This window comes from Fundidesulfovibrio butyratiphilus (genome assembly GCF_054657235.1).
The window spans coordinates 202,520-227,892 of the sequence record NZ_BAAHXA010000001.1 but is presented as its reverse complement, the minus strand read 5'-3'; the positions used below and the strand labels follow the sequence as shown (position 1 = coordinate 227,892).

The following is a 25,373-nucleotide window of genomic DNA, read 5'->3' as shown; positions in this document are numbered from 1 at the left end:
CGCTAAACAATGGTGGCGCAATGGGAGTCTGCGAAGTAACCGAAATCGAACCCGGCGTGGTGGTCGGACTGAGTTTTTCCGGCACGTTCGGAATCGAGGACGCCGAAGCGCTCAAACAGTCCCTGGAAGCGGCCATTGGGCGGTGTTCGCTGGAGTACCGCTTGTCGTTTCACGGCCTTGAAGGGGCGGATGTGTTGTTTTTCCAGGTGCTGTTCGCCCTGGCCAAGCAAGTGCGCAACGAAGGCCGGTGCGTGGCGCTTCCCCAGACACTGCCCCCGGTGCTTCTGCAGGAAGCGGCCCGGATCGGCATTGATCGCAAGGACTTTGAAAGTTCTTTTGTATGCGAGGTGTTATGAGCAAAACAATCATGACGGTGGACGACTCCGCCAGCATTCGACAGATGGTATCCTTCACTCTCAAGAAAGCCGGCTATCAGGTGATAGAAGCCTCGGACGGCAAAGACGCGCTGTCCAAGCTTTCCGGCCCCGTGCACATGGTGATTACCGACCTCAACATGCCCAACATGGACGGCATAGCGCTGATCAAGTCCTTGAGGTCCCAGGCCGCCTACAAGTTCATCCCCATCGTCATGCTCACGACCGAGTCCCAGGACGGCAAAAAACAGGAAGGCAAGGCCGCCGGAGCCACCGGATGGATCGTGAAGCCGTTCAAGCCCGAACAGTTGTTGGCCGTGGTGCAGAAGGTGCTGCGCTGAGAGGGAACCAAGCCTTTGGCCGTGCGCGCGAGCTGTGGCGAACCTTTCCGGGGATATTGAACCGGGTGGGAAGCGCGTTTCAAGGGTTCTTCGTTTCAGAATAGAGAAAAGACCGTTAAGAAGGATTCATGGAAGACCTCCATCGCCAAGCCTTTCGCGAAGAGGCGGCGGACATTCTCGACGAGCTGGAGACGGCTCTTCTCGAACTCGAATCCAACCCCACGGACAGCGAGCTGGTCAACCGCGTCTTTCGGGCCATGCACACGCTCAAAGGGTCCGGGGCCATGTTCGGCTTTGACGACATCGCCCGGTTCACCCACGACGTGGAGACCGTTTTCGATCAGGTCCGTTCCGGACAGCTCGACGTCACCAAACATCTGCTCGACCTGACCCTGGCCGCCCAGGATCTGGTCAAGGACTTCCTGCGCTACGAGGGACAGGACAATCCCGAACTCATTGAACGCGAATGCGAGTTGCGGGACAGTTTCCGCTCCCTGGCCCCCCCCAAGGAGGCGCCATCTCCCAAAGCGTCCATTACGGAACCCCAGATACCGGCCGCCCCCCCGGAAAAAAACGTGTACCGGGTGCGGTTTTCACCCTCCGCCAACATTTTCAAGTCGGGAAACAACCCCGAATACCTCCTGGAGGATCTGCGCGCCCTGGGCCAATGCCTCGTGTTCGCCTTTCTGGACGACGTACCCGCGCTCAACGAACTCGATCCCCTGGAATGTCGCATGCACTGGGAGGTGCTGCTCACCACGGATGTCGACCAACAGGCCATTCACGACGTGTTCGTGTTCGTCGAGGACGAATGCCTGGTGAGCATTCAGGCCGTTGAAGGCGACGAATTCCCCGAGCACAAGCGGTTGGGCGAAATTCTCGTGGACCGGGGCGACGTCAGCGTCGAGGGCGTAAGCCAAGCGCTCAAGGGACAAAAGCGGCTGGGAGCGCTGTTGGCCGAATCCGGCTTGGTGCCGGAGAAATGCGTGGAGTCCGCCCTGGCGGAACAGGCCCTCATGCGCGACCGCAAGCAGCACGTCAAAACCGCGGACGCCGCTTCCAGCCTGCGCGTTTCTTCCGAAAAGCTCGACCTCCTGCAGGATCTGGTGGGCGAGCTGGTCATTGTGCAGTCGCAGATCAAGATGGCCACCCTGAATATCCACAACCCCCTGCTTTTGTCCCTGGCGGAAGAACTGGAACGTCTGAGCGACGACCTGCGCACCTCCACGTTGTCCATCCGCATGTTGCCCATCGGCTCCACGTTCGGAACCTATCGCCGGCTGGTGCGGGATCTTTCGTCCGACCTGGGCAAAACGGTGGAGCTGGTGACTTCGGGAGAGGAGACCGAACTCGACAAGACCGTGCTCGAACGCCTTGGCGAGGCCCTCATGCATCTGATTCGCAACTCCATCGACCACGGGATCGAACCGCCGGAAGCACGACAGGCGGCGGGCAAGCCCGGCAAGGCGGTCGTCTCCCTGGAAGCGGAACACTCCGGCGGAGACGTGGTCATCAGGGTGCGTGACGACGGACGGGGCATCGACGCGGCCAAGGTGCGACAAAAAGCCCTGGAACGCGGCCTCATCACCCCGGACGCCCAACTTTCCGAACGCGAAACCCTTGAACTGATCTTCGAACCGGGTTTTTCCACCGCCAAAGAGGTGACCAACGTCTCGGGACGGGGCGTGGGCATGGACGTGGTCAAGCGGGTCATGCACGCCATACGCGGAACCGTGGGCATCCAGTCGTTCCCGGGCCAAGGCACCGAAGTGACGGTGCGCCTGCCGCTCACGCTGGCCATCATCGAGGGCCTGCAGGTCCAGGTGGCCGGACAGAGCTACGTGCTCCCCCTGGACTGCGTGGAAGAATGCGTAGAGCTGCGGCGCGAAGACATCGACCCCGAAGGGCGCAACCGCATCCTCAATCTGCGAGGAGAAATCGTCCCGTATATTCATCTGCGCAATGTTTTTCATCTTCCGGGCGAATCTCCCGACATCGAACAGGTGGTGATCCTGCGCGTGGAAGGCAAACGGGTGGGCATGGTGGTGGACCACGTGGTGGGAGAACACCAGACGGTCATCAAAAGTCTTGGCCCCGTCTTCAGGGGATTGGACGGTTTTTCCGGGGCCACCGTACAAGGCGACGGCACCATGTCGCTTATTCTTGACGTCAAGCGTCTTGTCTGGTTGGACCTACAGGAACGGCAACACTAAAAGGCTTGGTCCATGAACAAAGACCGCGCACCCTCTCCCCTTGCGCAAGGACGCCGGCAGCAACAAATGCACGACCGCGATTTCAAGCGGATGTGCGAGTTCATTTACGCCGAGTGCGGGATCAAGCTCACCACCGCCAAGAAATCCATGCTCGAGGCCAGATTGCAAAAGCGTCTGCGCGTCCTGGATCTGGAGACCTACACCCAGTACTGTGACCTGCTGTTTTCCCCGAAAGGCCGTGAACTGGAATTGGTGAACCTGATCGACGCCGTGACCACCAACACCACGGAATTCTTTCGGGAACCCAAGCACTTCGAACTGCTCCAGCAGGAAGTGCTCCCCGGATTCATGCAGCAGCACGGCTTCCGTGAGCGTCTTCGCCTCTGGAGCGCCGGCTGCTCCACCGGGGAAGAGCCCTATACCCTGTCCATGGTGCTTTCGGACTTTCGGGAACGCACCCAGGGGTTTCGCTTCTCCATTCTGGCCACGGACATTTCCACCCAGGTCATCGGACGGGCCATGAAAGCCATTTATCCCGAAGAACGGGTGAAAACCATGAGCATGGAGCGCAAGAAGAAGTATCTTCTGCGCAGCAAAAGCCGCGAGGCCGGTCTGGTGCGCATCGTCCCGGAACTGCGCAACATGGTGCGTTTCGAGCGACTGAATTTCATGGAAGACTTCACGTTTGAAAAGCCCATGCACATTATCTTCTGTCGCAACGTGATCATTTATTTCGACCGCAAAACCCAGGAAAACCTGCTCAGCCGGTTCTGTGACAACCTGATTCCCGGCGGACACCTGTTCATCGGCCACTCCGAAAGCACCACGGGAATGAACCTGCCCCTGGAGGCCGTGGCCCCCACGGTCTACCGCAAGATTTGACAGCCAGGAGCCCGACCGCCATGCCCCGTGAAGTGGAATCGAAATTTCACGTCGACGATCTGGACGGCCTCAAGACGCGACTCGTCGCACTGGGAGCCGTGGGAGCCGAACCGCGCTTCGAGCGAAACCGCGTCTACGACACCACGGACGGCGACCTGCGTCGCAAAGGGCAACTGCTGCGCCTGCGACGCGACGGACGCGTGACCCTGACCTTCAAAAGCCCGGTTTCCGAACCGGCCCGGGCCGGACTCAAGGTCATGGACGAAAGGGAAACCCGGCTCGAAGACTTCGAGGCCATGGCCCGCATTCTGGAAGGCCTGGGATACCGGCCGTTTCTGGACTACGAAAAATGTCGCGAAGTCTGGCGGCTGCCTGACGCCGTCATCTGCCTGGACATTCTGCCTTTCGGTCGGTACGTGGAAATCGAATCCACACCCGAAGGCATCGCCGAAACCGCCGCGTTGTTGGGGTTGGATATGGCCCAGGCCAGTTCGGCCACCTACCACGACCTCTTTAGGCAACACCTGCGGGAAGCCGGCCTTCCCGAAGCCGACAGCTTCCTTTTCGACGAGGCTCGGCGAGCCGAATTGCTCCGCCTGACCGAACCCGAGCGGTAGCGGCCCGCAAAAAGAGTCGATCCCGACGGCTCCCCCCTGGCAAGGCGCAAATACCAGCCCAATCCGATGCGTCGTCCGCGACCGCGAAGGGTGAACGCCCTTGATGCGGGCGTATCAGGCCAGAGGGAGACGGTCGGCAGGTCTTCCTGGTGAGCGCATCCGTATTGACGCCATGGAACGCGCACGCATCGTTTATGAATTCGACGTGTTGTTGGTATTTTTCACCGCGTGAATCTCCATTGGAAGTTCACACGAAATGCTGAAGGCGTCCCCCGAACCGTATTGCCGCTAGGGGGAAAACGGGCTATGCCCACACCATATGCGGGGCGGAAGAACCCCGGCCAGGGGCTCGACAAACTCCTTCCACGACTTATTTCCAAGCCCAATCCCCCCGTTGCCGTTTCGGAGTCCGACATGACCGACCCACTTTCGCGTGAAGATATAGAATCAGGTTCCGGTGTAAAGGAAGAAGTACGGGAGCCGAGAAAGTTCAAGGTGCTTCTGCATAACGACGACTACACGACCATGGAATTCGTTGTGCAGGTGCTCATGACGGTTTTTCATAAAAACGAAGCCGAAGCGACCAAAATAATGCTGGCCGTGCACAACAACGGGATGGGAGTGTGCGGTGTGTTTACCGCGGAAGTGGCGGAAACCAAGGTGGTGATGGTGCGCCAGATGGCCAGAAAGGCCGGATACCCCCTGAAAAGCACCATGGAAGAGGAATAAATGCTCAGCAAAAAGCTCGAACGCGTTTTGACGGAAGCGGTTAAGGAAGTCAAACGCCGCAACCATGAATATCTCACCCTGGAACACCTGCTGTGGGCCATCCTCGGCGAGGAGAGCGGAAAATCCATCCTCATCCACTGCGGGGCCAACGTCGTACGTCTCAAACATCAACTCGAACGGTTTTTCGTCGAGCATATGGAAATATTGCCCGAGAGTCAGACATCGGAAGTTGTGCAGACTCTCGGCGTGCAGCGGGTTTTGCAACGGGCCATCATGCAGATGCAGGCCGCCGGCAAGGACACCGTGGAAGTGGGCGACGTTCTTGCCGCGCTCTTCGAAGAGGACGACTCCTACGCGGTGTATTTTCTCAAGTCGCATGGGGTGAACCGGCTCGATGTGCTGGAGTGCATCGCCCACGCCCAGGAATTCGAAAACTATCGGCAGGATTCGACCGCCGACTCCAAGTCCGGAGCGGCCCAGCCCAACGGCAAGGAGCAGTCGGCCCTGTCCCAGTTCACCCAGGAACTGGTGGAAAAGGCCCGCGCCGGAAAGGTCGATCCCATCATCGGACGCGCGGACGAACTCACCCGCACGGTGCAGGTGCTGGCCAGGCGGCGCAAGAACAATCCGCTGTTCGTGGGCGATCCGGGCGTGGGCAAGACGGCCTTGGCCGAAGGCTTGGCCCTCAAGATCGCCCAGGGCGACGTGCCCGCAGCCTTCAAAAGCGCCAAGATATTCGCCCTGGACATGGGATCGCTTTTGGCCGGGACCAAGTACCGGGGCGATTTCGAAGCCCGGATGAAGTCGGTCATCAACGAGCTGACCGCTACGCCCGGAGCCATTTTGTTCGTGGACGAAATTCATACCATTGTGGGTGCGGGCGCCACCAGCGGCGGCACGCTGGACGCCTCGAACATCCTCAAGCCGGTGCTGGCCTCCGGCGCCATCCGGTGTATCGGCTCCACCACCTACGAGGAGTTCAAGAACCACTTCGAAAAGGATCGCGCCCTGTCGCGTCGTTTCCAGAAGATCGACGTGCCCGAACCCTCCAAGGAAGAAGCCGTGGACATTCTCAAGGGGCTTCAACCGTATTATGAAAAGCACCATGGCGTGCGGTATACCCTGGGCTCCCTGCGCAGCGCGGTGGAGCTGTCGTCCCGGCACCTGAGCGACCGCTACCTGCCCGACAAGGCCATCGATGTCATCGACGAGGCCGGGGCCGTGTACCAGCTCTCGGGACGCCAGGGCAAAAACCTCATCGGCGTGGGCGATGTGGAAAAGGTTATCTCGCGCATGGCCCGCATTCCGGCCCAGCGGGTTTCCTCGTCGGACAAGACCCGGCTTTCCAATGTGGAAGGCGAACTCGGACGATTGATCTTCGGGCAGGATCAAGCCATCGCCATCCTGGCCAAGGCCATAAAGCGCTCACGCGCCGGACTCGCCCCGGCGGGCAAGCCCACGGGCAACTTCCTGCTGGCCGGTCCCACCGGCGTGGGCAAGACCGAACTGGCCAAGCAGCTGGCCAACGTGCTGGGCATGAACTTCGTGCGCTTCGACATGAGCGAATACATGGAAAAGCACGCCGTGGCCCGACTCATCGGCGCGCCTCCGGGTTATGTGGGCTTCGAGCAGGGCGGATTGCTCACCGACGCCATCCGCAAAAACCCGCACACCGTGCTTCTGCTCGATGAGATTGAAAAGGCCCACCCGGACATGTTCAACATCCTGCTCCAGGTCATGGACTACGCCACCCTGACCGACAACAACGGGCGCAAGGCCGACTTCAGTCATGTGATCCTGCTCATGACCTCCAATGCCGGCGCCCGGGAGATGTCGTCCAAGTCCATCGGATTCGGAAAGGCCAAGGAAGAAGATTTCTCCGCGCACGGGAAAAAGGCCATCGAGAAGTTGTTTTCTCCGGAGTTCCGCAACCGCCTGGACGCGGTGGTCAACTTCAGCCCGCTTTCCTCCGAGATTATGGAAATGATCGTGGGCAAGTACCTGGCCGAACTCAATGTGCAGCTCAAGGACAAGAAGGTCACCGTGGACCTGACTCCCCGGGCGGTGACGTGGCTGGCAGAAAAGGGCCACGATCCGGCCTACGGGGCCAGGCCCCTGGCCAGGCTGGTTCAGGAAAAGCTCAAGGACCCCCTGGCGGACGAACTGCTCTTCGGCAAATTGCAGAAAGGCGGCCTGGTGGTGGCCGACGTGGCGGCCGAAGGTCCCAAAAAGGACAAAACCACCACCGTGGAGACCGTTCTGACCTTCGACATCAAGCCGCGTACGCCTGAAAAGGAAAAAGCCTGAAATTTGACCTCCTGGGGAGGAAATTCCCTCCCCAGGAGCTTTTTTTCGCGTGTTGAGCCGTATTTTCCCCCGAAAAATTGCGAAATCGCCCGTGGTGTGCTAGTGCGACAAGACACTAGGGTCTCGCGAGGTGGTTTGTGGTCTATTTGCTCTCTTCGAGCGTCCAATTTCCCGACCCGGGCAGAGCCGAACCCAACGGCCTGTTGGCCGTGGGAGGGGACCTTCGGGTCGCGCGATTGCTGGAAGCCTATCGCCAAGGCATTTTCCCCTGGTACAACGAGGGGCATCCCATCATGTGGTGGTGCCCCGCGCCCAGACCCATCATCACGCCGCAATGGCTACTACTCAACGAACGATTCACCCGCTATCTGCGAACCCATCCCTTCGACGTGTGGGTGGATCAGGACTTCCAGGCCGTCATCAGCGCCTGCGCCGCCATGCCCCGGGTGGGACAATGCGGCACCTGGATAACCGACGCCATGATCCGGGCGTTTTTCAAACTGCACAAGGCCGGCCACGCCCACAGCGTGGAGTGTCGTCTGGACGGGGATCTGGTGGGCGGTATCTACGGCGTGTCCGTGGGGCGGGCTTTTTACGGCGAGTCCATGTTTCACACCTGTTCGCACGCTTCCAAGGTGGCGTTCGTCCATCTGGTGTGGCTGCTCGAAGAGTTAAAGTTTTACTTTATGGATTGTCAGCAGGCCACACCCCACGTCATGCGCTTCGGCGCGCGCGAAATACCCGGCGACCGTTTCCGACGCCTGGCCTTGGCGGCCGGCTCGCAGCAAGGGGCTTCCGGCCTCTGGTCAACCCCCGACTGGTGGGCGGATCGTCTGGCCTTGCGGGACCGGCTGCGCGGCTGAGTCCTTTCCTGTCGGCGGCCTGGCCCGGATTTCCCACCTGCGCGTTCGCAGCCTCTTCCCCTGAAACGTCCTTGCGCTCGGCCCCTTTTTTTCGGCAGCCGGGCGCGAACGCTTTCCCCAAAAGACCGTGAGGTGAAGTCGTCACGGTTTCGCCGCTTCGACTCTAACTGCTACTCAACTGGCTGATGTACGACTCCAGACTTGTCTGTATATTTGAGTAGTCTCCAAGCACGGTTTCCACATTGGCATACATGGTCCTCAGGTGCGTGGCCATCGTCGATATCCTGTCGTTCTCCCGATCGATCTTGTCTTGGATGTTTTCGATGATGGTCTGGTAGTTGTCTTCCAGGATGGCAAGAGGGCCGTTGGTACTGTTCGTCAGTGTGGCCAGTTCGTCCACCAGCTGGCCGGCCTTTCCCTGCCGCAGATACACGCTGTGGTTGTACGTTCCGTCTTCGAGGTTGGCGACATAAAGCACCATGCCCTGTTCGTCGTATCCGTACTGGCCTGTCAACGTGTTTCCGTTCGACGAGTAGACGCAGGAATGTCCGTCGATGAGCGCCGAGATGATGCGTCCGTTGGAGATCGTGTATTCCACGTCGTAATCGCCGGGCTTTGTCAAATCGCTGACGTACGACGTGAAGGCGATGTCGCCGCTGTCCGTGTTGCCGACATACTGTCCGGCGAAGAGCAGTCCCACGGCGTTGGCATTGGAAGCCAGGGCCGCATCGAAGAGATCCTCGTCCAGCACGATCTGGCCGAACGTGTCTGAGCCCTCGTCCGCGTCCGTAGTCAGTCCCACCGTGGCCAGGGACGTATAGAGATCGGAGGAGGTGTTGAATCCCAGGCCCGGGGATGCGGTTATGTTCTCCATGATGGAGTCGATCATCTGCAGACTGTAGTTGCCGTTGAGAAGAGCGGCCGTCTGGCTTGAGGAATCGTACTTGGTCAACTCTTCGATCATGGTGCGTATCTCGTTCACCTCGGAAATGAAGAGGTTGACGTTGGAAAGCACGGCGTCCGTGTCCACGGCCACCACGATGTTTCCGGCGCCGGACGACTTGAAGTTGAATGTAAGGCCCGTGACCACATCGGAAACGGTGTTTGTCGATCGTGAAATGTAGTTGTCGCCCAGGGGCCAGTTGTTGACCTTGAAAAGCGCGTCCTGGTTGTCCTGGGTGGTATCGAAGTCACTCGCCCCAAGGCCGGTGACGGTTGTGGCTCCGGAAATGGTCAGCGTGTTGTCCGCGCCGGTGTCGAGTCCGCGAATCTGCAAGTAATAGTTTTGTCCGTCGTAGATGGACGAGGCCCGCACGCCGGTGGTGGAGGAGTTGGTGTTGACGATGTTGATAACGTCGTTGAGCGTGGCACCGGCCGGAATGCTGTTGGATATGGTGGTCCCCGCATAGGTGTAGACCAGGGACTTGGACGTTCCGGCGGAGTTTACCGTGCTGCTCAGGGAAGAGTATCCGGTCGTGGTGACCATGATCTTGTTCTGAGCCAACTGCTTGACGCTGTAGGTGTAGGTGCCGTTTTCCGCTTCTCCGCTGGCCGAAGCCGAAAGGGCGTCCGTATTGGAGACCGAGGCCGACTTCTTGAGAAACTCGTCCACGGTGTCCATGGTCTTGAGGGTGGTGCGCAGGCTGAGCAGGGCGGTGTTGAGTTCCTGAAAAGCCGTGATCTTGTCGTACCAGGACTGCTGCCACGTAACGTAGGTCTGCACACGGGTCTGTTCGACCTCGACCAGCTTGTTGATGAGCGTGTCGAAGTCGGTACCGCTGGCTATGCCGGAAAAATAGATCTGTCCCGACGTATACGTGGTCGAAGCGGTTGTGGTTGACATGGCGTACCTCGCTTGCTGGTCTTGCGCGCCGCCCCGTTTTTTCCGGGGCAATTTTCAAAAAATTTCGCTCCGCGTGGAACCGAACGGCTCTCTGGATGCACTACCTACTTGAGGGGGATGCGCATGCGCTTCCCCGGGCATCGGTTCCCTTCGGCATTTTCCCCTTGCCGGCCGGTTGGGCACGAAAGTTGCCACACATCCCATGGGGAATTTTATTCCCAGCGTTGCGGGTCTGTTGGCGAACCGAATCCTTCAAAGAAAATGCCCTGAAAGAACAAGGTGCTACCCCGTGCGGAACCCCACAATCCGATTTGAGCGCGCCGATCTTGACGCGGTGCTGGCCGGCCAAAAAGCCGCCTGGGACCGATATGTGGAAAATTATGCCGGCATTATTTACAGCGTCGCCCTGCGCCTGCTGCGCATGCGCACCGGCGTGACCGACCAGGACGAAGCCCGCGACATCACCCAGGACGTGTTCCTCAAGCTGGTCAAGGACAACTTCCGTCTGCTTGCGACCTTCGATCCCAGCCGGGCGTCCATGAGCACCTGGCTTACCGTGGTCACCCGTTCCACGGCCATGGACCACCTGCGCAAGCCCTTGCGCCGCTTCGAAACCGTTCCCTTGGACGAAGAATTGCCCGACCGGCGCGACGATGTGGCGGACGGCCTGCCGGATATTCCCCAAAGCCTGCTCTCCGACAGGCAACGTCAGATTTTGGACATGCTCTACGCCAAGGACATGGACGTGGCCGAAGTGGCCCTGGCCCTGGGCGTTCAGGCCCAGACCGTGCGCAGCCTCAAGCACCAGGCCCTGACCAGGCTCAGACGCCATTTCGGCCAGGAAGTCGAAACGGAATTGGAGGGTTGTCCCGCAAAGGCCCCCTAAAGCTCTCCGGGTCTTCTGCCGATCAGGTATTTCGTCAGTCCTCCTTGACCGGTTCGGTTCGGGCGGATATGGCCTAAGACCACGTTCCCTGAACGCAGACCGGACCAAATTGGTGGAGAGTGCATGTCCAACAAGGCCAAGAGCGGGAATCTCCCGCCGCCTTTCCAGGATGGACGTCAGCCTGAACTCGACGGGTGTCCCGACAACCTGACCGTGGCGGGGTATCTCGACGGCATGCTCGACCGGGCCGAAACCCTGGCTTTCGAGCGCCATCTGGAACACTGTCCCCACTGTCGGGCGGCGGTGGAAGAACTGCGCGAGTTGATGAGCGCGCTTTCCGGCTCCCCCGAAGACGAAATTTCCCTCGGAAGTCTGACCGAACAGGCCAAGAAGCTCGTCAAGTAGCCTTCCCCCAGCGACGCCCCCCTTGACTTCGCCTATCCGGCCGGCATTGCTCCGGCGATTTTCCGTTCCGACACCCTTCATGACCGTATTCTCCCGACCCTGACCTACAAGTAGTTGAGCAGGCTCATGCTCATGATCTTCGTGGAGGAGGACAACACGCACTGGTAGGTATAGGATTCCTTGGTGAGCTGGATAAGCAGCTCCCCCAGGTCCGCGTCCTGCACGGTGCTCAGTCTGGACTCCGCGTTGTCCGTGAGCGTGCCTATGGTGTTGGAGGCGAAGGTCAGACGGTTTTCCCTGCCGCCCACGTCGGCGGTGCAGTCTTCCAGATGGATGTGCGCCGCGGACAACTTGTCCATGCAATCGCCCACGCCGTCGGCGTCGTTGGTCTCCAGGCAGCCGATGAGTTCACCTATGGTTTCGAAGATGTTGGTTCCGGCGTTGGACCCATTGACGCTGAAAACGGGCGTGGCGTTGCTGCTGCCCGGCGACTGGTAAAGCCCGCCGAAGATGTCCTTGCCGACGTTGTTGATCACCACGCTCCCCGTGGGAGAGATGCCCACGCGGATGTCGGCCGAGTAGGGCACTATGGTGAACTGGGCGCCGGCGGAAAGGCTCGATCCGCCGTTGGAGGCCAGGGTGAGAAATCCCCCGGGCACGGCCAGGCGGGCGTTGCTGGTGGTGTTGCCGGCGGTCCAGCTCGCGCCGCCGTCCAGGCTGTAGGCGTAGGATATTGTGCCGGACAGGCTGGCGTTACTCAAAATGCGCACGGTCACGTTGCCGCTGAACACGCCGTCTGCGGTGGCGCTTATCTGGCTGGCTCCGTAGGAGCGAACCGAGGACCCGTCGTTGGCGTTGCCCAGGTAGGTGGCGCTGGGCCGGACCACCAGGGAGGTGCCGGACGAAAGATCGGTGGGGTCGCTGGTGGCGGTCACCTGCGAGCCGTCGGTCATGGTCACGGCGCACGACCCCAGGTCCAGGGTGGTGTCGCCGGCGGCCAGGGTCTTGGTGGTCCAGTTCGTGCCGCCGTCCGTGGAGTAGGTGTATTCGATGTCCGAGCCGCCCCCGATCACGCCGGAGTCGTTGAACTTCACGAGCACGCTCGTTTCGCTGGCCCCCGTCACTTCCGCGATGTTGTCCTGGGTGAGGGTGTCGTCCTTGACCGAAGCGAAGAGCGATTCCACGTAGGCGTCTCCGTCGGTCTTCTGTCCGGCGAAGATCGAGGAGCCGGAGACCGAGGTGTTGGCCAGGGTGAGCATCTGGGCGAAGAGACTACGCACCTGGGAGGCGATCTCCTGCCGATTGTCGGAAGTGACCGTGCCTGTGGCCGCCTGTTCGGCCAGTTCCTGGATGCTGGTCAGGAGCGTGCTGGCCGAGACCAGGCTGGAATCGGCTTGGCCGAGCCAATTGGTGGCCGTGGAAATGTTTTCTTCGTACTGGCTCAGGCTGGCCAGGGTGGTGGTGATGCGCCGGGCTTCGGCGTATCCCGAGGGGTCGTCCGAGGGGTGGTTGATGCGCTGCTGCGAACTCATCTGTTCCTGCGCCTTGGCCAGGCTGGCCAGGGAGCGGTTCATGTCGTCCATGGAGTTCGAGTAGATCATGTTGAAGGATATGCGCATGGCTGTCTCCCGCCTGACTCAGGACTTGAGGCTGAGCACGGTGTCGAAGAGTTCGTTTGCCGTGGTGATGAGCTTGGCCGCCGCCTGGTAGCACTGCTGGTACTGCATCAACTTGGTGAGCTCCTCGTCCATGCTCACTCCGGAGACGCTTTCGCGCTGGGTGTTGACGTCTTCGGCCAGGGCCGACGCCAGGGAGTAGTTGGTCGCCGCCGTGGACGTGTCTTCGCCCACCTGGGCCACCAGGGTGTTCAGGTAGCCCGACAGGGTGTTGGAGGCGGTGTTTCCCGCCTGGGCGAAGCTGACGGTCTTGGTGGACAAGGCGGCCAGGGCCGTGGCCGTGGAGTTGTCCGAAATGTACACCGCGCCGGAAGCGTCGACCTTGCCCGCGCAGATTCGATTGGAATCGTTGGTTATCACGCTGGATACGGCGATGGTCGAGGCGTCCGTGCCGGAATAGAAGGTGTTTATGCCCAACCCCGCCAAAAGCCCGGACGAGTCTTCGGCAAACTGGAAGGATACCCCGTCGGCCGCCGTGATGGAGAGCTTGCCGTCCGAAATGGTGGCCGTGAGCTTCCCCGAATAGGTGGAGTTGATGGCCGTGGCCACGTCTTCGAGCGAATGCTGGCTGGGGTCGAAATTCGAGATGCCCGGAGGATTGACCGAACTGAAGTCCAGGGCCGTGGTCGAGAGGTAATCCCCGGTGCTGGAATCGTACAGGGCGATGGAGATGTTGCCCGACTCCAGATAATCCTGCCAGGCCAGCCCGCTTTCGGACAGAGGCTTGGAGGTGCTCTCCACGTCGTATTCCCCGTCGACCTGGGTCAGGTTGCTCAGGCCCGCGCCCTGGCTGTGCAGGCGGTTGACGTTCCAGATCAGGCTGGAGGAATAGGCGTCGAGCTGGTCCTGGTACTCGCCGATGTATTCGTCGCGCACGGCGAAGAGTCCGGCCAGGGTTCCGCCGCTCAGGCGGTTGGCCGAATCATTGCCCGTAAGCGGCGTCACATTGACCAGTCCGCCGGTTGTCGTCACCCAGTAGAGGCCGGTCTTGGGCATCACGTCGAAGGAGTCGCCGGCGCTTATGTCGGTCGTGGGGGTGGCGTTCTCGTCGTCGGCCGTGCCGAACCAGAGGGAAACGCCGTCCACTTCCACCTTGTTGTTGACGTCTCCGGCCCGGAACGTGGCGGTCTTGCCGTCGGCGTCGGTGATCCAGGTCTTGCCGCCGTCCAGGGAAACCTGGAACGTGGCCGCGTTGGAGGTCCCCGAACAATCGCCGCCGGTGACGAACTTGACGGTGAATTCGTTGCTCGACGTTCCCTCGAAATAGAGCTGCCCGTCGAAGGACGACGTGGTGGAGAGCTGGGTCGTGACCTTGGGCGCGCCCACGGTGAGCGAATAGGCCTCCGGGCCGTCCACCAGGGTTTGGCCCTCGGCCGTGGTCACCCGCACCGACCCGTCGTCGGCGATGGTGGTGTCTATGTCCAGGTAGGTGGCCAGTTCCCGGAGCAGTTCGTCGCGGGTGTCGTAGAGGCCGCTGCTTTCCGAGGCGGTGGCGATCTTGGAATTGATCTCGGCCACCTGGTCCAACAGCGAATTGACATCGTCCACCTGGCTGGAGATTTCGGAATTGATGTCGTCCACCTGGGTTTGCAGGGCGGAGCTTATGGTGTTCAACTCCTCGGCCAGTTGCTCGGCGCTGCCGATCACTTCGGAGCGGATGGCCGAGTTGGAGGCCGTGGTGGCCAGGCTCGACAGCGAGGTCAGAAAGGAATCCATCGCCGTGGAGATGCCCGTGTCGTCGCTGTCGGTGAAAAGCGACTCCACCTGGGTGAGGGCGGTGTTTATGGTGCTGGCCTTGTAGGTGGAGGATATCTGCTGCTGGTAGCGCCGTTCGAGGTAGGCGTCGAACTTGCGCGCGATGCTTTGCACCGAACTGCCCAGGCCGATGCTCGTATTGCCTTCGTCCACGGTTTCGTAGGTCACCACGCGGCGGGTGTAGCCCGAGGTGGAAGCGTTGGCGATGTTGCCGCCGGTGACGCTCAAGCCCACCTGATAGTTGGTCAGGGCGGTCTTTCCGAGGGTGAGCAGGCTGTTTATCATGTCGATTCTCCCGGGGACGATTCGCTGTCGCTTTGGTCAGTGCCGGACGCCGCCGCTACCGCTTGAGCTGAATGACCTCGGAAAGCATGGAATCCACAGTGGTGATGACCTTGCTGTTGGCCTGAAATCCGCGCTGGTAGGTGATCATGTTGACCATCTGGGTGGCGGTATCGACGTTGGACTGCTCCAGCGTGCCCGAAGAGATGCTGCCGAATCCCGCGTTGTCGGCGGTGCCGATGCGGGGTTCCCCGGACTCGGGGGTCTTGCTGTAGAGGTTGCTGCCTTCGCGATGCAGCCCCTGCAGGCTGGTGAAGTCCGCCAACCCGACCAGGAAGAGGTTCTTGGTTTCGTTGTTGGAATAGGTCGCGGTGACCACGCCCTCCGTATCCACCGCTATGCTTTGGAGATATCCCGCCGCGTAGCCGTCCTGTGACTGGTCGAGTATGCTTGACGAGGTGGAGTAGCTGGTGGTCGTGGTGTTGTCGGTCTTGGCCGAAACGATGCTGGGCAGGTTGCTGACGTCCGTGCCCACGTCCGCGGCGCTGGTTATGGTGGAATCCCAACCGCCGTTTGTGGTGGTGCTGTGTATGCCCAGGTCGAGCTTGATGTTCACGGCCCCGGTTTCGAGCGTGGTGTTGCCGTTGGAGACCCCGGCGAAATTGGCCGTGAAGTTGGGGTAGCCGTCGTTGGAGAAGTTCGCCGGAACCCAGTTGGAGAGGTCCTTCATGTCTCCCGAGGCGTTGGAGCTCAGGGTGAAGGCGCTCATGTTGGTCATGGTGCCGGACGCGTTGAAGGTGATGGTGCCGGTGACCAGAATGCCGGCCGCCGAGGTGGTGTTCAGAGCCACGCCGTTGATGACCCGGCCGTCCTCGTCGGGATTGCAGGTGACGGTGTATTCCCAGGTGCTTTGCCCGGAGGCGTTGCTGACCTTGTCGTAGTAGATGGTCAGGGTGTGAGAGCCGCCGGCCTGGTCGTAGACCTTGATGGTGCTCTGATAGGCGTAGCTCGTATCGGCCAGGGGGGTGTCGGCCAGGCCGTCCCAGGTCTTGAACAGGGCGAAGTAGGGGTCCGTGTCGTCGGTCGTGTTGTTGCTGGCCGAGGACGTCAGGTTGGTGACCATGCGCAACTTGGTGGTCGCCTGTGGCGCCAGCACGTAGCTGTCGAGCTTGATGTCGCCCAGGGCGCCAGTGCTCGAGACGTTGCCCGAGGAGTCGGTGGAGGCTTCCCAGCCCTGCACGATGTAGCCGTTGGGATCGACCAGGTAGCCGTCGGTGTTGAAGGTGAAGTTGCCGGCCCGGGTGTAATAGACGCTGTCGGTGTTGGAATTTCGCACCATGAAGAACCCGTTGCCGCTGATGGCCAGGTCCGTGGCGGAGCTGGTGGTTTCGAACGCGCCCTGGGAAAAGTCCCCGTAGATGCTCGCTATGCTCGCTCCGAGCCCCACCTGGCCGATGGTGTTGCCGGTGGTGATGTTGGCGTAGACCATGTCTTCGAACTGGATGCTGGTGGACTTAAATCCCACCGTACTCGAGTTGGCCAGGTTGTTGCCCACCACGCTCATGGCCTGGCTGTGCACGTTCAGGCCGGAAATTCCGTCGTACATCGCGGACATGAGACCCATGACTACTCTCCTTGCGTGGTAGCGGGTTAGGAGGCCGTGACGGTCTGCACGTCAGCCAGGTTGACTTCGCGTCCGTCTTCGAGGGTCAGCTTGATGGCGCTGTCTTCCACGCTCATCCCGGTCACCAGGCCGGAGACCTGGGTGCTGACCGTGGACTCGTTCCCGCTGGAGTCGGTGGAGACCAGGGCGAGGGAGTAGGTTCCATCGGCCACCGCGTTGCCGTCCGAGTCGGTTCCGTCCCACTTGAAGGTGTAGTCGCCGGACTTCTTGGCCCCCAGGTCGATGGTGTTCACCAGGCTGCCGTCCGAATCGTAGACATAGGCCTTGAGGTCCGGGGTGTCGGAGTCGAGCGTGTAGGTGGCCGAGGAGACCGAGCCGTCGTCGACGCTCAGGCTGTAGCCCGTGGCCATGACCGACTTGCCGATGTAGTTCACGGCGCTGGCCGCGCTCTGATAGTTGAGGAGCGACAGGCCACTGGTGAGGGTCTCGTTCATGTCGGTCAACTGCTCCAGCATGGAGAACTGGGTCAGCTGGGAGACCATTTCCTTTTCGTCGACCGGGTTTGTGGGGTCCTGCGTCTCCAACTGGGCGACGAGCAGGGTGATGAAGTCGTCACTGCTGAGCGAAGACGAAGCCGTGTCGGACGTTGTGGACGACTTGATGCTGTTGAGATACGAGGTCGTGTCGACGTACATGACGGTTCTCCTGGTTGTGCGGCATGGCCGCGTGCTCGACCCGGATCTTTCCGGTGGGCTGCTGGCGACCAGGAATGCGAAGAAGACAATCGGCGAAAAGCTTCTTCTGTGGACCGTCGCGAAATTTTTCTTTTCAATTCTTTCCGTTCGAATCTCTCGGAACGGATTTTTCGTGTCGTCTGAAGCGAGTGGTGTCGTTTTGTTGGCAACCGCGCTTTGCGTGTGTGCTTTATCCAGCCGTCGTGTAGACGCGGCGCTCGATGTGTTGCTTTCCGGCTTGCCTGATTCGCCGGGAGGTCCTCTCGATTCCGGGCAGGGACTTGATCGAGGCGGTGCAGTACAGTCCGGGGTCCTGGGGAGGCAGGCCGAGCAATTCCCTCAGTTCGGCCAGGGCCAGGGCGCACATGCGGCACTTGCGAAAATGGTCCTGCATGGCGAGCCTGTCTTCCTCCGACAGCGTGGCGTCCAGGTAGGCCGCCATCTCGTTCATGTCCGGGCATCGCATCAGGCTTGTCCCACCGTGGAAACGATGTTGCGGGGAGCCATGGACTGACGCATGGCGATGAACTGGCGCTGCAGATTCTGCATGGCCTGCCACTCCACGCTGCGCACCTCGCTGGTGGAAACGCCGAGCATGTTGGCAATTTGAATCACGTTGCACCCTTCGCCGTAGCGCAAGCGCAGGACGCACCGCTGGGAAGGAGTGAAGATGGCGTCCAGGGCGTCGAGTTCTTCCCGCGCGCCTTCCACGTTCACATTCATGGACTCGAAGATGCTCGAAACGCTCGACGAAGGATAATGCGCGTTGCGAATGTAGCTCACGGTTATCTCGCGGGTCACGACGATGATGAACGTCTGTATGGAGCACTTGTCGAGATCGTAGTCCGGAACAATGCGGGATGGCTTTCTTTCCAGATCGCACAGGATAATCTTTCTCACACGCTCTACATCGGCTTCGTCCACGAATCCAATCTTCTTCTGAAGACACATGCGGATGACATTTTCAATTAATGTCACGATATTATTCGCACCGTTCGTGTCAATGTTCAGATGGCGAGAGAGCATGACGCACATATCTTCCTGGACGGTGGACACCATATTCATGACAAACTCCTTCAAGAGTCGATTGAAAACAGCCTAGTGGTCCGCAAAAAGACGCCGATTGTTTTTTCGCATTCCTCGCTTGGATATACGAGGGCGATTCCAGCGAACATCCATGGAAAACGAAAAAAAATGTCTCCAAGGCCTAAAGTTTTATTTTGTTTTTTAAAATCAGGATATTAGCAAGGAGGATGCGCGGAAAGGGGCGGGCAGGGGAGGGGTTTTGAGGGAACGCGGGGACAAGAGAGGACAAACGCCATTTCTGTCATCAGCGTTTCAAATATGTAAGCCGTCCGCGACGTCACATGCCCGGGAAGCCGCGTCGAACCTGGCTCGGCCAATTGGCAGAGGCCTTGCAATCCTCCCGGAAACAAAGGAGGAACCATGGCCGACATCGTGCTCGTGCACGGAACGTTCACCGGAGGCTGGATATGGGGACCGACCGCCAAGCGGCTGGTCCAACGCGGACACACCGTACACGTCCCGACCTTGGCCGGCTGCGGCTATCGCAGCCACCATCTGCACATCGACCTCAACTTCTCCTGCCACGTGCAGGATGTCAGTCAGTTGCTCTATTACGAGAACCTGGAAGGGGCCATCCTGGCGGGACACGGATACGGCGGCATGGTGGCCGCCACTGTGGCGCATCGCCTCATGGCCAAAGCGGCGGGAATGATCCACATCGACGGCGTGCTGCCGGCGCGGGGGCGCTCTTTCGCCGATCTGGCGGGCAAACGCACCCGCCAAACCCTGGAGGCCAGCGAACATCTGGGATGGCTCCTCTCCCCACCCTCGGTGGAGAGCTTCGGCCCCATGGACCAGGGATTGCGCAACTGGGTGTCCTTGCGCCTGGAACCGTTTCCGCGTCTGGCGCTCACCCAACCCAACCCCTACGGGGCCAAGGTGACGGACCTCCCCTGCGCCTACGTGCATTGCCGCAAACAGGCCGACGACGTGACGCGCAAGATGGCCGCCCAGGCGGGACTTTTGGGCATGAAACGCCTGGACCTGGACAGCGGGCCCGCCGTCATGCTCACCGACCCGGACCTGCTCGCCGCCACCCTGGACGCCCTGGCTTCGCACATGGCCGGCGCTTCGGGGGTCGAACGCGCATGCGACAAGAACGACCTGCATGGCCTGAACGTGGACGAGGCCACCGGATGACCCGGCCCTGAAAACGGCGTCGCGTCGTCCGGTACGGTCGAGGGCGTGAACCGGGGGCGCGGCCGGACCGGTTCGCGGCGCCTGGCTGGCGCGCGCACGATCGAAGCCGGGCCCCGCTTGGCCCAATGCCTGGTGCCGCGTTCCTTTATGCCGCGTGGACACCCCGCCCGGCGGCGCCCCGTCGACAACCGGCAACCCGAGGAGGACGAAACCCGGATATTTTCGGAAAAGACGTCATCCGAAACGGTTCTCCTTGACTCCACCCGCCAGGCGATGCATCTGGATAGAGAGGTGGAAAGCCATGGACACTAAGACCTGCCCCGACCAGGTCATCGAGGACCTGCGCCGCCTTTTTCCGGGCCGGGAGGTCAAGCCTCCCCGTGTTTTCCGTGATACTTCCGATTTCTATACCATCAACTCCGGCGATGTGATCCTCCTGGAAGACGATTCGCGCTTCCTGGTGGGCAACAACACCCGCGAGGGCCGCTTTGGCCTGGACGACGAGGTCAAGTATTGGGTCAAGCGCGCCCGCAACCTGGGCACGGGCGAGCGCAACATCATCAAGCTGGTCTTTTACGAGCATTTCGACACCTGCATAGGCGGAGTGAGCTTCGAATGCTTTCGAAGCCCGGGCAAGGAATCCCGCATTCTCGAACTGGTGCGGGGAAATCCCTCCTTCATGCAAGGCGTCACCAGGCTGGACGAGGTCGGCAATCCGATACGCGTGCTGGATGTGATCTCCGGCAGGAATTTGCAGGACGAAATTTTGTCCTACGACTGCGATCACGAGGAATACTTCCACCAGATATTCCCCACCGTGTTCCGAAACTACCTCGAAAGCGTACGCGCCATCGCCCTGTTGCACTCTCTCAAGGAAAAGCACGGCGACGTGCGCCGCGACCATATTCTGGTGGAGTCCGACACGGGACGCTTTCGTTGGATCGACTTCGACTACAACTTTTTGCACCTGGAAAACATCTACAGCCTGGACATCATGGGTCTGGGCAACATCCTGATCTTTCTGACCGGCAAGGGCGACGCTATCGTCGGGCACATCAAGCGCGACGATCCGGCCCTTTTCAACACCCTGTACTGGGAAGATCTCTCGCTGGTCTGGCAGAACAGGGTGGCCAACCTGCGAAAGCTCTACCCGTACATTCCCAAGTCGCTGAACCGGATTCTGATTGAGTTCTCCAACGAGGCGACGCTCTCCTATCATAACGCCGGGCAGATGCTGCGCGACCTCGAGGAAATTCTGCCCGACCTGCCGGTTCCGGAGGAACGCGTATGAACCATGCCAGTTTCCGACACGTCCTGGTGGCGGTGGACGGCTCCGACAACTCGCGCCGCGCCGTGGAGCACGTGGCCGAGATGCTGGGCGAATCGCGGGGATTTTCCTACTCGCTGCTCCACGTGATCGCCGAACCCGACCCCGACTATTTCTCCAACAACCCGGACAAGCGTCTCGCGTGGATCGAAAAGCGCCGCGCCGAAGCCGCGGCCTATCTGAAGATTTATGCCGACATCCTGGTGCAGGCCGGGGTCGACCCCGCGTCCATCACCGAGGAGGTGCTGGCCCTGTCGTGTCCGTCGCTGGCCCAATGCATTCTGGAGGAATGCACCCGCCGGGGAGCCGGCGTGCTGGTCCTGGGTCGCCAGGGACGGGGCGCCAAGGAAGAACTGCTCCTGGGCAGCGTATCCAAGGCCGCGGTACACTATTCCAAGGGGCGGGCCGTGTGGGTGGTGACGTAATCCGTCCCTAGCCCTATTCAATATAAAAAATTTGTACGACGCCCGCCTGTTTCACACGGTCGGCAACGGTCTGGTTCAAAGGGCCGGCGGCGACAGCGGCTCGGGTGCGCTTCTTCGGCGCTTCGGGGTCTTCGTACTTTTGTCGGCCGTCATCCGTAGGGCCATCCGGCGCAACGTCTTCTGACGCTAGAGCGGCGTCATAACTTAGGCTAGACTTTCTATAAGGCCCTAGAGACGGTTGAACGCCACCGTCGCCAGCAAGGACAGTCGGCGCGTGCATCTGGACGAACGACTCCAAGGCTTCAATACGCGCCCAAAGGTCCTGCTTTTCCACGAGGTCGGAATCCTTGTGGTTCCGGAGCTCGTCTTCCGCAACGCCAAGGCGTTCTTCGATGGCTGTAGGGTGCTGCTCTTTCCCGGGCGTCTCTTCGGCGGCCTGGGTCACCGCGCGGGATATGATCTCCGCGACGGACACGCCGGGATGCGCCGCCTTCAACTGCTCAAGCCCCGCAACGGCGGCAGGGTCCAGCCAGACCAAGACGTCCCGAAATCCTTGCTCGCGCTTGTTTTCTTTCCATCCCATGGGTATCTCCTTATATAAAGATTGCTCGGAGTACAAAAAAGGCCTTGGCGCACTCTTTATATAAGGACTCTCGCCTAAGTTTATATACAGGTCAAGCCCCCACGTTCCAAAAACTTGGTCAGGAGATTCCCGGCAGGAGGAGCGCTACATGGTGGTTCACTCTGCCCGGGGAACCGAGGACAACGCATGCGCCCTTCATGGGAAGCTATAAGCGGGGAGAGGAGGGCGGTCTGCCTGTTGGCTGGATAAGCCCTTTCCCGAAAGGGAATTGCCCTGGGAGGCCTGAAAACCAACCTGCCGTAAATGAAAGCTTCCTGGAGTTGTCTGTCGGATGGGCAACGAATCGTCTGGCCGGAAGCACACGGCGCAGGTCGTTCTCAGGCTTCTTCGCGAAGAAGACCTTGAACTCGTCCACCGGGAGCTTGACGTCATGGCGGCTACACTCGACGAATGGCGCGATGCGTTCCTCGACGGCTGGGAATTCAGGGTGAAGCCGCGAAATGTGACCGACTCCGGCAGGGAACGCCCTGAAATTCGGGAAGCGAGAAACTCTAGTCGCCGTCTAGAACAGCATGCCGCCGCCATGAACGGTTCCAGGTCGTTGGAAGCCTGGAAGCCAAGGGGACTAATTATGGCTAGCCTATGTCATTTTATTGCTATAATACTTATATAAGAAGCGTGTCCACGCTTTTCGAGGGCGTCACGACGCCGGCGCGCCCTTGAAAACATACCTCTGCTTTTCAAGAACAAAAACTGTCATTTCAGTTTATTATCTACAGAATACGAGTACGCTCGTTTCGTGGGCGCAATGCTAGCCGCCGATGAGCTGCATGGCCATCCTGGGCAGGCTGTTGACCTGGGAGAGCATGGCCACGGCTGACTGTGATAGTATCTGGCTCTTGACGAAGTCGGTCATCTCAGTGGGCACGTCCACGTCTGAAATCTGCGATTCGGCGGCTGGAGGTTTTCCCCCTGTATCTGCAGGTTGGAGACGGTGTTGCTCAGGCGGTTCTGGAGCGCGCCCAGGTTGGTCCGTATCTTGTCCTTGGACACGATGGCCTTATTGATGGTGTCCAGGGCCTTTTGGGCCAGCTCCTGGGTGAAGATGGAAGAGCCCGAGCTGCTGCCCGCGCCCAACGACGCCATGCCGCCGTAGGTGTCTACGGTCACGCCCGTGCTGGCGTAGGCCCATAGGGCCTTCTGGTTGCCGTTCTTGTCCGTTGCGAAGGCGTAGGTGCGGGAGCTGGAGCTGCCCGAGTATATTTCCGCAGTCTGAGTGGCGTCAAACTGGCTCTGCACGCTGGCGGGGACCGAGGACCACCACAACTCAGAGTTCAAGGCGCCGCTGCTGGAGGTGGTCAGGCCATACTTCGAGAGGAGAGGCTCCTTGGTGACGGCCGTGCCGGACAGGCCCAGGGCGCTGGCCGTGGCCGTGCCGATCTGTATGTAATAGTAGTCCTCGGCCGAGAGGTTGCCTGTTCCGAAGTGCACCTTCAGCTTGCCGGTGGAGACAAGGCCGGCTCCGCTGTGGGTTGCGCCGGAGAGGTTGCCGTTGAGCAGATGGATGCCGTTGAAATCCGTGGAGTTGGCGATTCGGGTGATTTCCGAGGCCATGGCCTGGTATTCGGAGTCGATGATCAGGCGCTGGTCCGAGGTGTACGTGCCCGTGGAGGCCTGGGTGGCCAGCTCCTTCATGCGGATGAGCTTCTCGTCGATGACGCCGAGGGCCCCGTCCGCAGTCTGGATCAGGGAAATGGCGTCGTTGGCGTTGCGGATGCCCTGGTTGAGAGAAGAGATGTCCGAACGCATCAGCGCCCGCACGGCCAAGCCCGCCGCGTCGTCCGAGGAGGAGCTCACCCGACGCCCCGAGGAGAGGCGGCGGGTGGAGACGGCAAGCTGCCCGTACGATTCGGACAGAAGGTTGGGCGTTATCTTTAGGATTCATTATTGGTTCGGTTTACGTATAGGCAGGGCGGATGCAATGCCGCCTGTCTGGCGGTGGATATCTCAATAGAAGACGATTCGAACCCCCTGGCGCGTCAGGTCGCATGAATAGGGGCGCGGCTTCGGGTGTTGTCCGGCTGTCAACGGATCAAAAAGGAGGAAGCCGGACTATCGCTAGCCCGGCTTCTCAATATTTTCGCGGTTTTTCGGACCGCTTTGAATCGTGATGTGGCGGAGAGGGTGGGATTCGAACCCACGTACGGGCTATTAACCCGTAACCCGATTTCGAGTCGGGCCCGTTACGGCCACTTCGGTACCTCTCCGCGCCAAGTAAGGAAGAGTCTCCATAGTGAAAACACGCCCGTTTGGCAAGTTCTTTGCGCGGTCGGGCCAACGTCCCTGCCGGCCGCCACGCCTGGCGACTTGGACGCGACACGACGCCATGGCCGCAAGAACCGACTGCAAAACGGCTCGTGGGGAACCGAAAAACGGCTACCGACCGGCCTTGTCCTTTCTTCGGGCCGCGAAGAAGCGGCTCAGCGTCGCCCCGCACTCCTGGGCCAGCACGCCTTCCAGCACCGGAAAGCGGTGATTGAGAAAGGGCAGGGCGGTTCCCTCAAGATTCGAGACCACAGCCCCGGCCTTTCTATCGCGCGCTCCGAACACCAGGGCGCCGATACGGGCGTGGACCATGGCCCCCAGGCACATGAGGCAGGGCTCCAGCGTCACAACCAGAATCGTCCCGCCCAGGCGGTAGTTACCAAGCTCTCTGGCTCCCCGGCGCAACGCCAGCACCTCGGCATGGGCCGTGGGGTCGCACTCGCTCAAGGGAGCATTGTGCGCCGTGGCCAACACCCGGCCGCTCGCGGCCTCCAGAAGAGCCGCGCCAACCGGAGCCTCGCCCGTCAGCGTGGCCTTGCGCGCTTCGCCCAAGGCCACGTCCATGACCTGTCGCCAGGACGAAAACCCCGGCGGCGGCCGGTCCGGACAAAGCGTCAGAGCGGGGCAGGAGGGCATGGGGTCTCCGTTGGAAGAGAAGATGATGATAAAGAGAAAGAGAAGAGAAGACGCCTCCGGCGGCCAGGGGCGCCGCCCCTGAACCCCGCTGGGGGCGAAGCTCGCCCCCAGGCCCCCGAGACTGGCGGCGTCGCTTTTGGGCCGGCCAAAGCCCGACCCAAAAGCGACGCCGCCGACATGCAAACGTCAGACGTCAGGATCACCCACGCGTCTTCAAGCTTGGCGCAGACGAAGACCAGCCGCCACGCACCCGGGGATTCCAAAGGGGGTCACCCCCTTTGGCCGCCGGAGGCGTTTCTTGCCCCCCACGCGCCGACGCA

General features: G+C 60.6%; 22 protein-coding genes, 1 tRNA gene and 2 pseudogenes. 13 read left to right on the top strand and 12 right to left on the bottom strand.

Going from position 1 to position 25,373, the window contains the following annotated elements:
• Positions 1-20: 20 nt before the first annotated feature.
• From ACYQ01_RS01075 to aat, 8 genes are all read left to right on the top strand, one after another.
• On the top strand, positions 21-356 hold the full coding sequence (locus ACYQ01_RS01075) for an STAS domain-containing protein (RefSeq protein WP_459931984.1): 336 nt from the start codon (positions 21-23) through the stop codon (positions 354-356).
• Complete coding sequence (locus ACYQ01_RS01070) at positions 353-715, top strand: response regulator (protein WP_459931983.1); 363 nt, start codon at positions 353-355, stop codon at positions 713-715. Before ACYQ01_RS01075 ends, ACYQ01_RS01070 begins: the two co-directional genes overlap by 4 nt.
• A gap of 128 nt (positions 716-843) precedes the next feature.
• Complete coding sequence (locus tag ACYQ01_RS01065; protein WP_459931982.1) at positions 844-2,928, top strand: chemotaxis protein CheA; 2,085 nt, start codon at positions 844-846, stop codon at positions 2,926-2,928.
• A gap of 12 nt (positions 2,929-2,940) precedes the next feature.
• Positions 2,941-3,810, top strand: a complete 870-nt coding sequence (locus ACYQ01_RS01060) for a CheR family methyltransferase (RefSeq protein WP_459931981.1) — start codon at positions 2,941-2,943, stop codon at positions 3,808-3,810.
• Between the two features lie 20 nt (positions 3,811-3,830).
• Positions 3,831-4,427, top strand: a complete 597-nt coding sequence (cyaB, locus tag ACYQ01_RS01055) for a class IV adenylate cyclase (RefSeq protein WP_459931980.1) — start codon at positions 3,831-3,833, stop codon at positions 4,425-4,427.
• 414 nt (positions 4,428-4,841) lie between these two features.
• A complete protein-coding gene (gene clpS, locus ACYQ01_RS01050; protein WP_459931979.1) occupies positions 4,842-5,156 on the top strand; it encodes an ATP-dependent Clp protease adapter ClpS in 315 nt (104 codons plus the stop codon).
• The gene (gene clpA, locus ACYQ01_RS01045) at positions 5,157-7,463 is read left to right on the top strand and encodes an ATP-dependent Clp protease ATP-binding subunit ClpA (protein WP_459931978.1); all 2,307 of its coding nucleotides are present in this window, start codon (positions 5,157-5,159) and stop codon (positions 7,461-7,463) included.
• A 137-nt stretch (positions 7,464-7,600) separates the two neighbouring features.
• Positions 7,601-8,326, top strand: coding sequence for a leucyl/phenylalanyl-tRNA--protein transferase (gene aat, locus ACYQ01_RS01040; protein WP_459931977.1), 726 nt, complete (start codon positions 7,601-7,603; stop codon positions 8,324-8,326).
• A 163-nt stretch (positions 8,327-8,489) separates the two neighbouring features.
• Here the strand turns inward: aat and fliD are convergent, their stop codons facing one another.
• Positions 8,490-10,169: a flagellar filament capping protein FliD gene (gene fliD / locus ACYQ01_RS01035; RefSeq protein ID WP_459931976.1), complete on the bottom strand. Its 1,680-nt coding sequence runs from the start codon at positions 10,167-10,169 to the stop codon at positions 8,490-8,492.
• Between the two features lie 289 nt (positions 10,170-10,458).
• Here fliD and ACYQ01_RS01030 point away from each other — a divergent pair, with 289 nt between their 5' ends.
• Positions 10,459-11,055 (top strand): RNA polymerase sigma factor, encoded by a 597-nt coding sequence (locus ACYQ01_RS01030; RefSeq protein ID WP_459931975.1) that lies wholly within the window; start codon positions 10,459-10,461, stop codon positions 11,053-11,055.
• A 123-nt stretch (positions 11,056-11,178) separates the two neighbouring features.
• Positions 11,179-11,460, top strand: a complete 282-nt coding sequence (locus ACYQ01_RS01025; RefSeq protein WP_459931974.1) for an anti-sigma factor family protein — start codon at positions 11,179-11,181, stop codon at positions 11,458-11,460.
• A gap of 104 nt (positions 11,461-11,564) precedes the next feature.
• Here ACYQ01_RS01025 and flgL read toward each other — a convergent pair whose 3' ends face one another.
• The 6 genes from flgL to ACYQ01_RS00995 form a co-directional block, all read right to left on the bottom strand.
• Positions 11,565-13,079 carry a flagellar hook-associated protein FlgL gene (flgL, locus tag ACYQ01_RS01020; RefSeq protein ID WP_459931973.1) on the bottom strand — a complete coding sequence of 505 codons (1,515 nt, stop codon included), beginning with the start codon at positions 13,077-13,079 and terminating at the stop codon, positions 11,565-11,567.
• 18 nt (positions 13,080-13,097) lie between these two features.
• The gene (gene flgK, locus ACYQ01_RS01015; protein ID WP_459931972.1) at positions 13,098-15,176 is read right to left on the bottom strand and encodes a flagellar hook-associated protein FlgK; all 2,079 of its coding nucleotides are present in this window, start codon (positions 15,174-15,176) and stop codon (positions 13,098-13,100) included.
• A gap of 55 nt (positions 15,177-15,231) precedes the next feature.
• Positions 15,232-16,797: a flagellar hook protein FlgE gene (locus ACYQ01_RS01010; RefSeq protein ID WP_459931971.1), complete on the bottom strand. Its 1,566-nt coding sequence runs from the start codon at positions 16,795-16,797 to the stop codon at positions 15,232-15,234.
• A 26-nt stretch (positions 16,798-16,823) separates the two neighbouring features.
• Entirely contained in the window at positions 16,824-17,492 is a 669-nt protein-coding gene (locus ACYQ01_RS01005; protein WP_459931970.1) for a flagellar hook assembly protein FlgD, read from the bottom strand.
• A gap of 229 nt (positions 17,493-17,721) precedes the next feature.
• Positions 17,722-17,997 (bottom strand): anti-sigma factor, encoded by a 276-nt coding sequence (locus tag ACYQ01_RS01000; RefSeq protein ID WP_459931969.1) that lies wholly within the window; start codon positions 17,995-17,997, stop codon positions 17,722-17,724.
• Complete coding sequence (locus tag ACYQ01_RS00995; RefSeq protein ID WP_459931968.1) at positions 17,997-18,596, bottom strand: sigma factor-like helix-turn-helix DNA-binding protein; 600 nt, start codon at positions 18,594-18,596, stop codon at positions 17,997-17,999. The genes ACYQ01_RS01000 and ACYQ01_RS00995 overlap by 1 nt, the downstream gene beginning before the upstream one ends.
• Positions 18,597-18,977: 381 nt before the next feature.
• Here ACYQ01_RS00995 and ACYQ01_RS00990 point away from each other — a divergent pair, with 381 nt between their 5' ends.
• The 3 genes from ACYQ01_RS00990 to ACYQ01_RS00980 all read left to right on the top strand — a co-directional run bounded on the left by ACYQ01_RS00990 (position 18,978) and on the right by ACYQ01_RS00980 (position 21,509).
• Positions 18,978-19,757 (top strand): alpha/beta fold hydrolase, encoded by a 780-nt coding sequence (locus ACYQ01_RS00990; protein ID WP_459931967.1) that lies wholly within the window; start codon positions 18,978-18,980, stop codon positions 19,755-19,757.
• 301 nt (positions 19,758-20,058) lie between these two features.
• On the top strand, positions 20,059-21,048 hold the full coding sequence (locus ACYQ01_RS00985; protein ID WP_459931966.1) for a protein kinase family protein: 990 nt from the start codon (positions 20,059-20,061) through the stop codon (positions 21,046-21,048).
• Positions 21,045-21,509, top strand: coding sequence for a universal stress protein (locus ACYQ01_RS00980; protein WP_459931965.1), 465 nt, complete (start codon positions 21,045-21,047; stop codon positions 21,507-21,509). Before ACYQ01_RS00985 ends, ACYQ01_RS00980 begins: the two co-directional genes overlap by 4 nt.
• Positions 21,510-21,522: 13 nt before the next feature.
• Here the strand turns inward: ACYQ01_RS00980 and ACYQ01_RS00975 are convergent, their stop codons facing one another.
• The 5 genes and pseudogenes from ACYQ01_RS00975 to tadA form a co-directional block, all read right to left on the bottom strand.
• Positions 21,523-22,092, bottom strand: coding sequence for a hypothetical protein (locus ACYQ01_RS00975; RefSeq protein WP_459931964.1), 570 nt, complete (start codon positions 22,090-22,092; stop codon positions 21,523-21,525).
• Between the two features lie 811 nt (positions 22,093-22,903).
• A pseudogene (locus tag ACYQ01_RS00970) lies at positions 22,904-23,232 on the bottom strand (flagellin); the annotation flags it as partial.
• Positions 23,233-23,499: 267 nt separating this feature from the next.
• A pseudogene (locus ACYQ01_RS00965) lies at positions 23,500-24,033 on the bottom strand (flagellin); the annotation flags it as partial.
• A 232-nt stretch (positions 24,034-24,265) separates the two neighbouring features.
• Positions 24,266-24,359: transfer RNA gene (locus ACYQ01_RS00960), tRNA-Ser, on the bottom strand.
• A 169-nt stretch (positions 24,360-24,528) separates the two neighbouring features.
• Positions 24,529-25,053 (bottom strand): tRNA adenosine(34) deaminase TadA, encoded by a 525-nt coding sequence (gene tadA / locus ACYQ01_RS00955; RefSeq protein WP_459931963.1) that lies wholly within the window; start codon positions 25,051-25,053, stop codon positions 24,529-24,531.
• Positions 25,054-25,373: the final 320 nt, after the last annotated feature.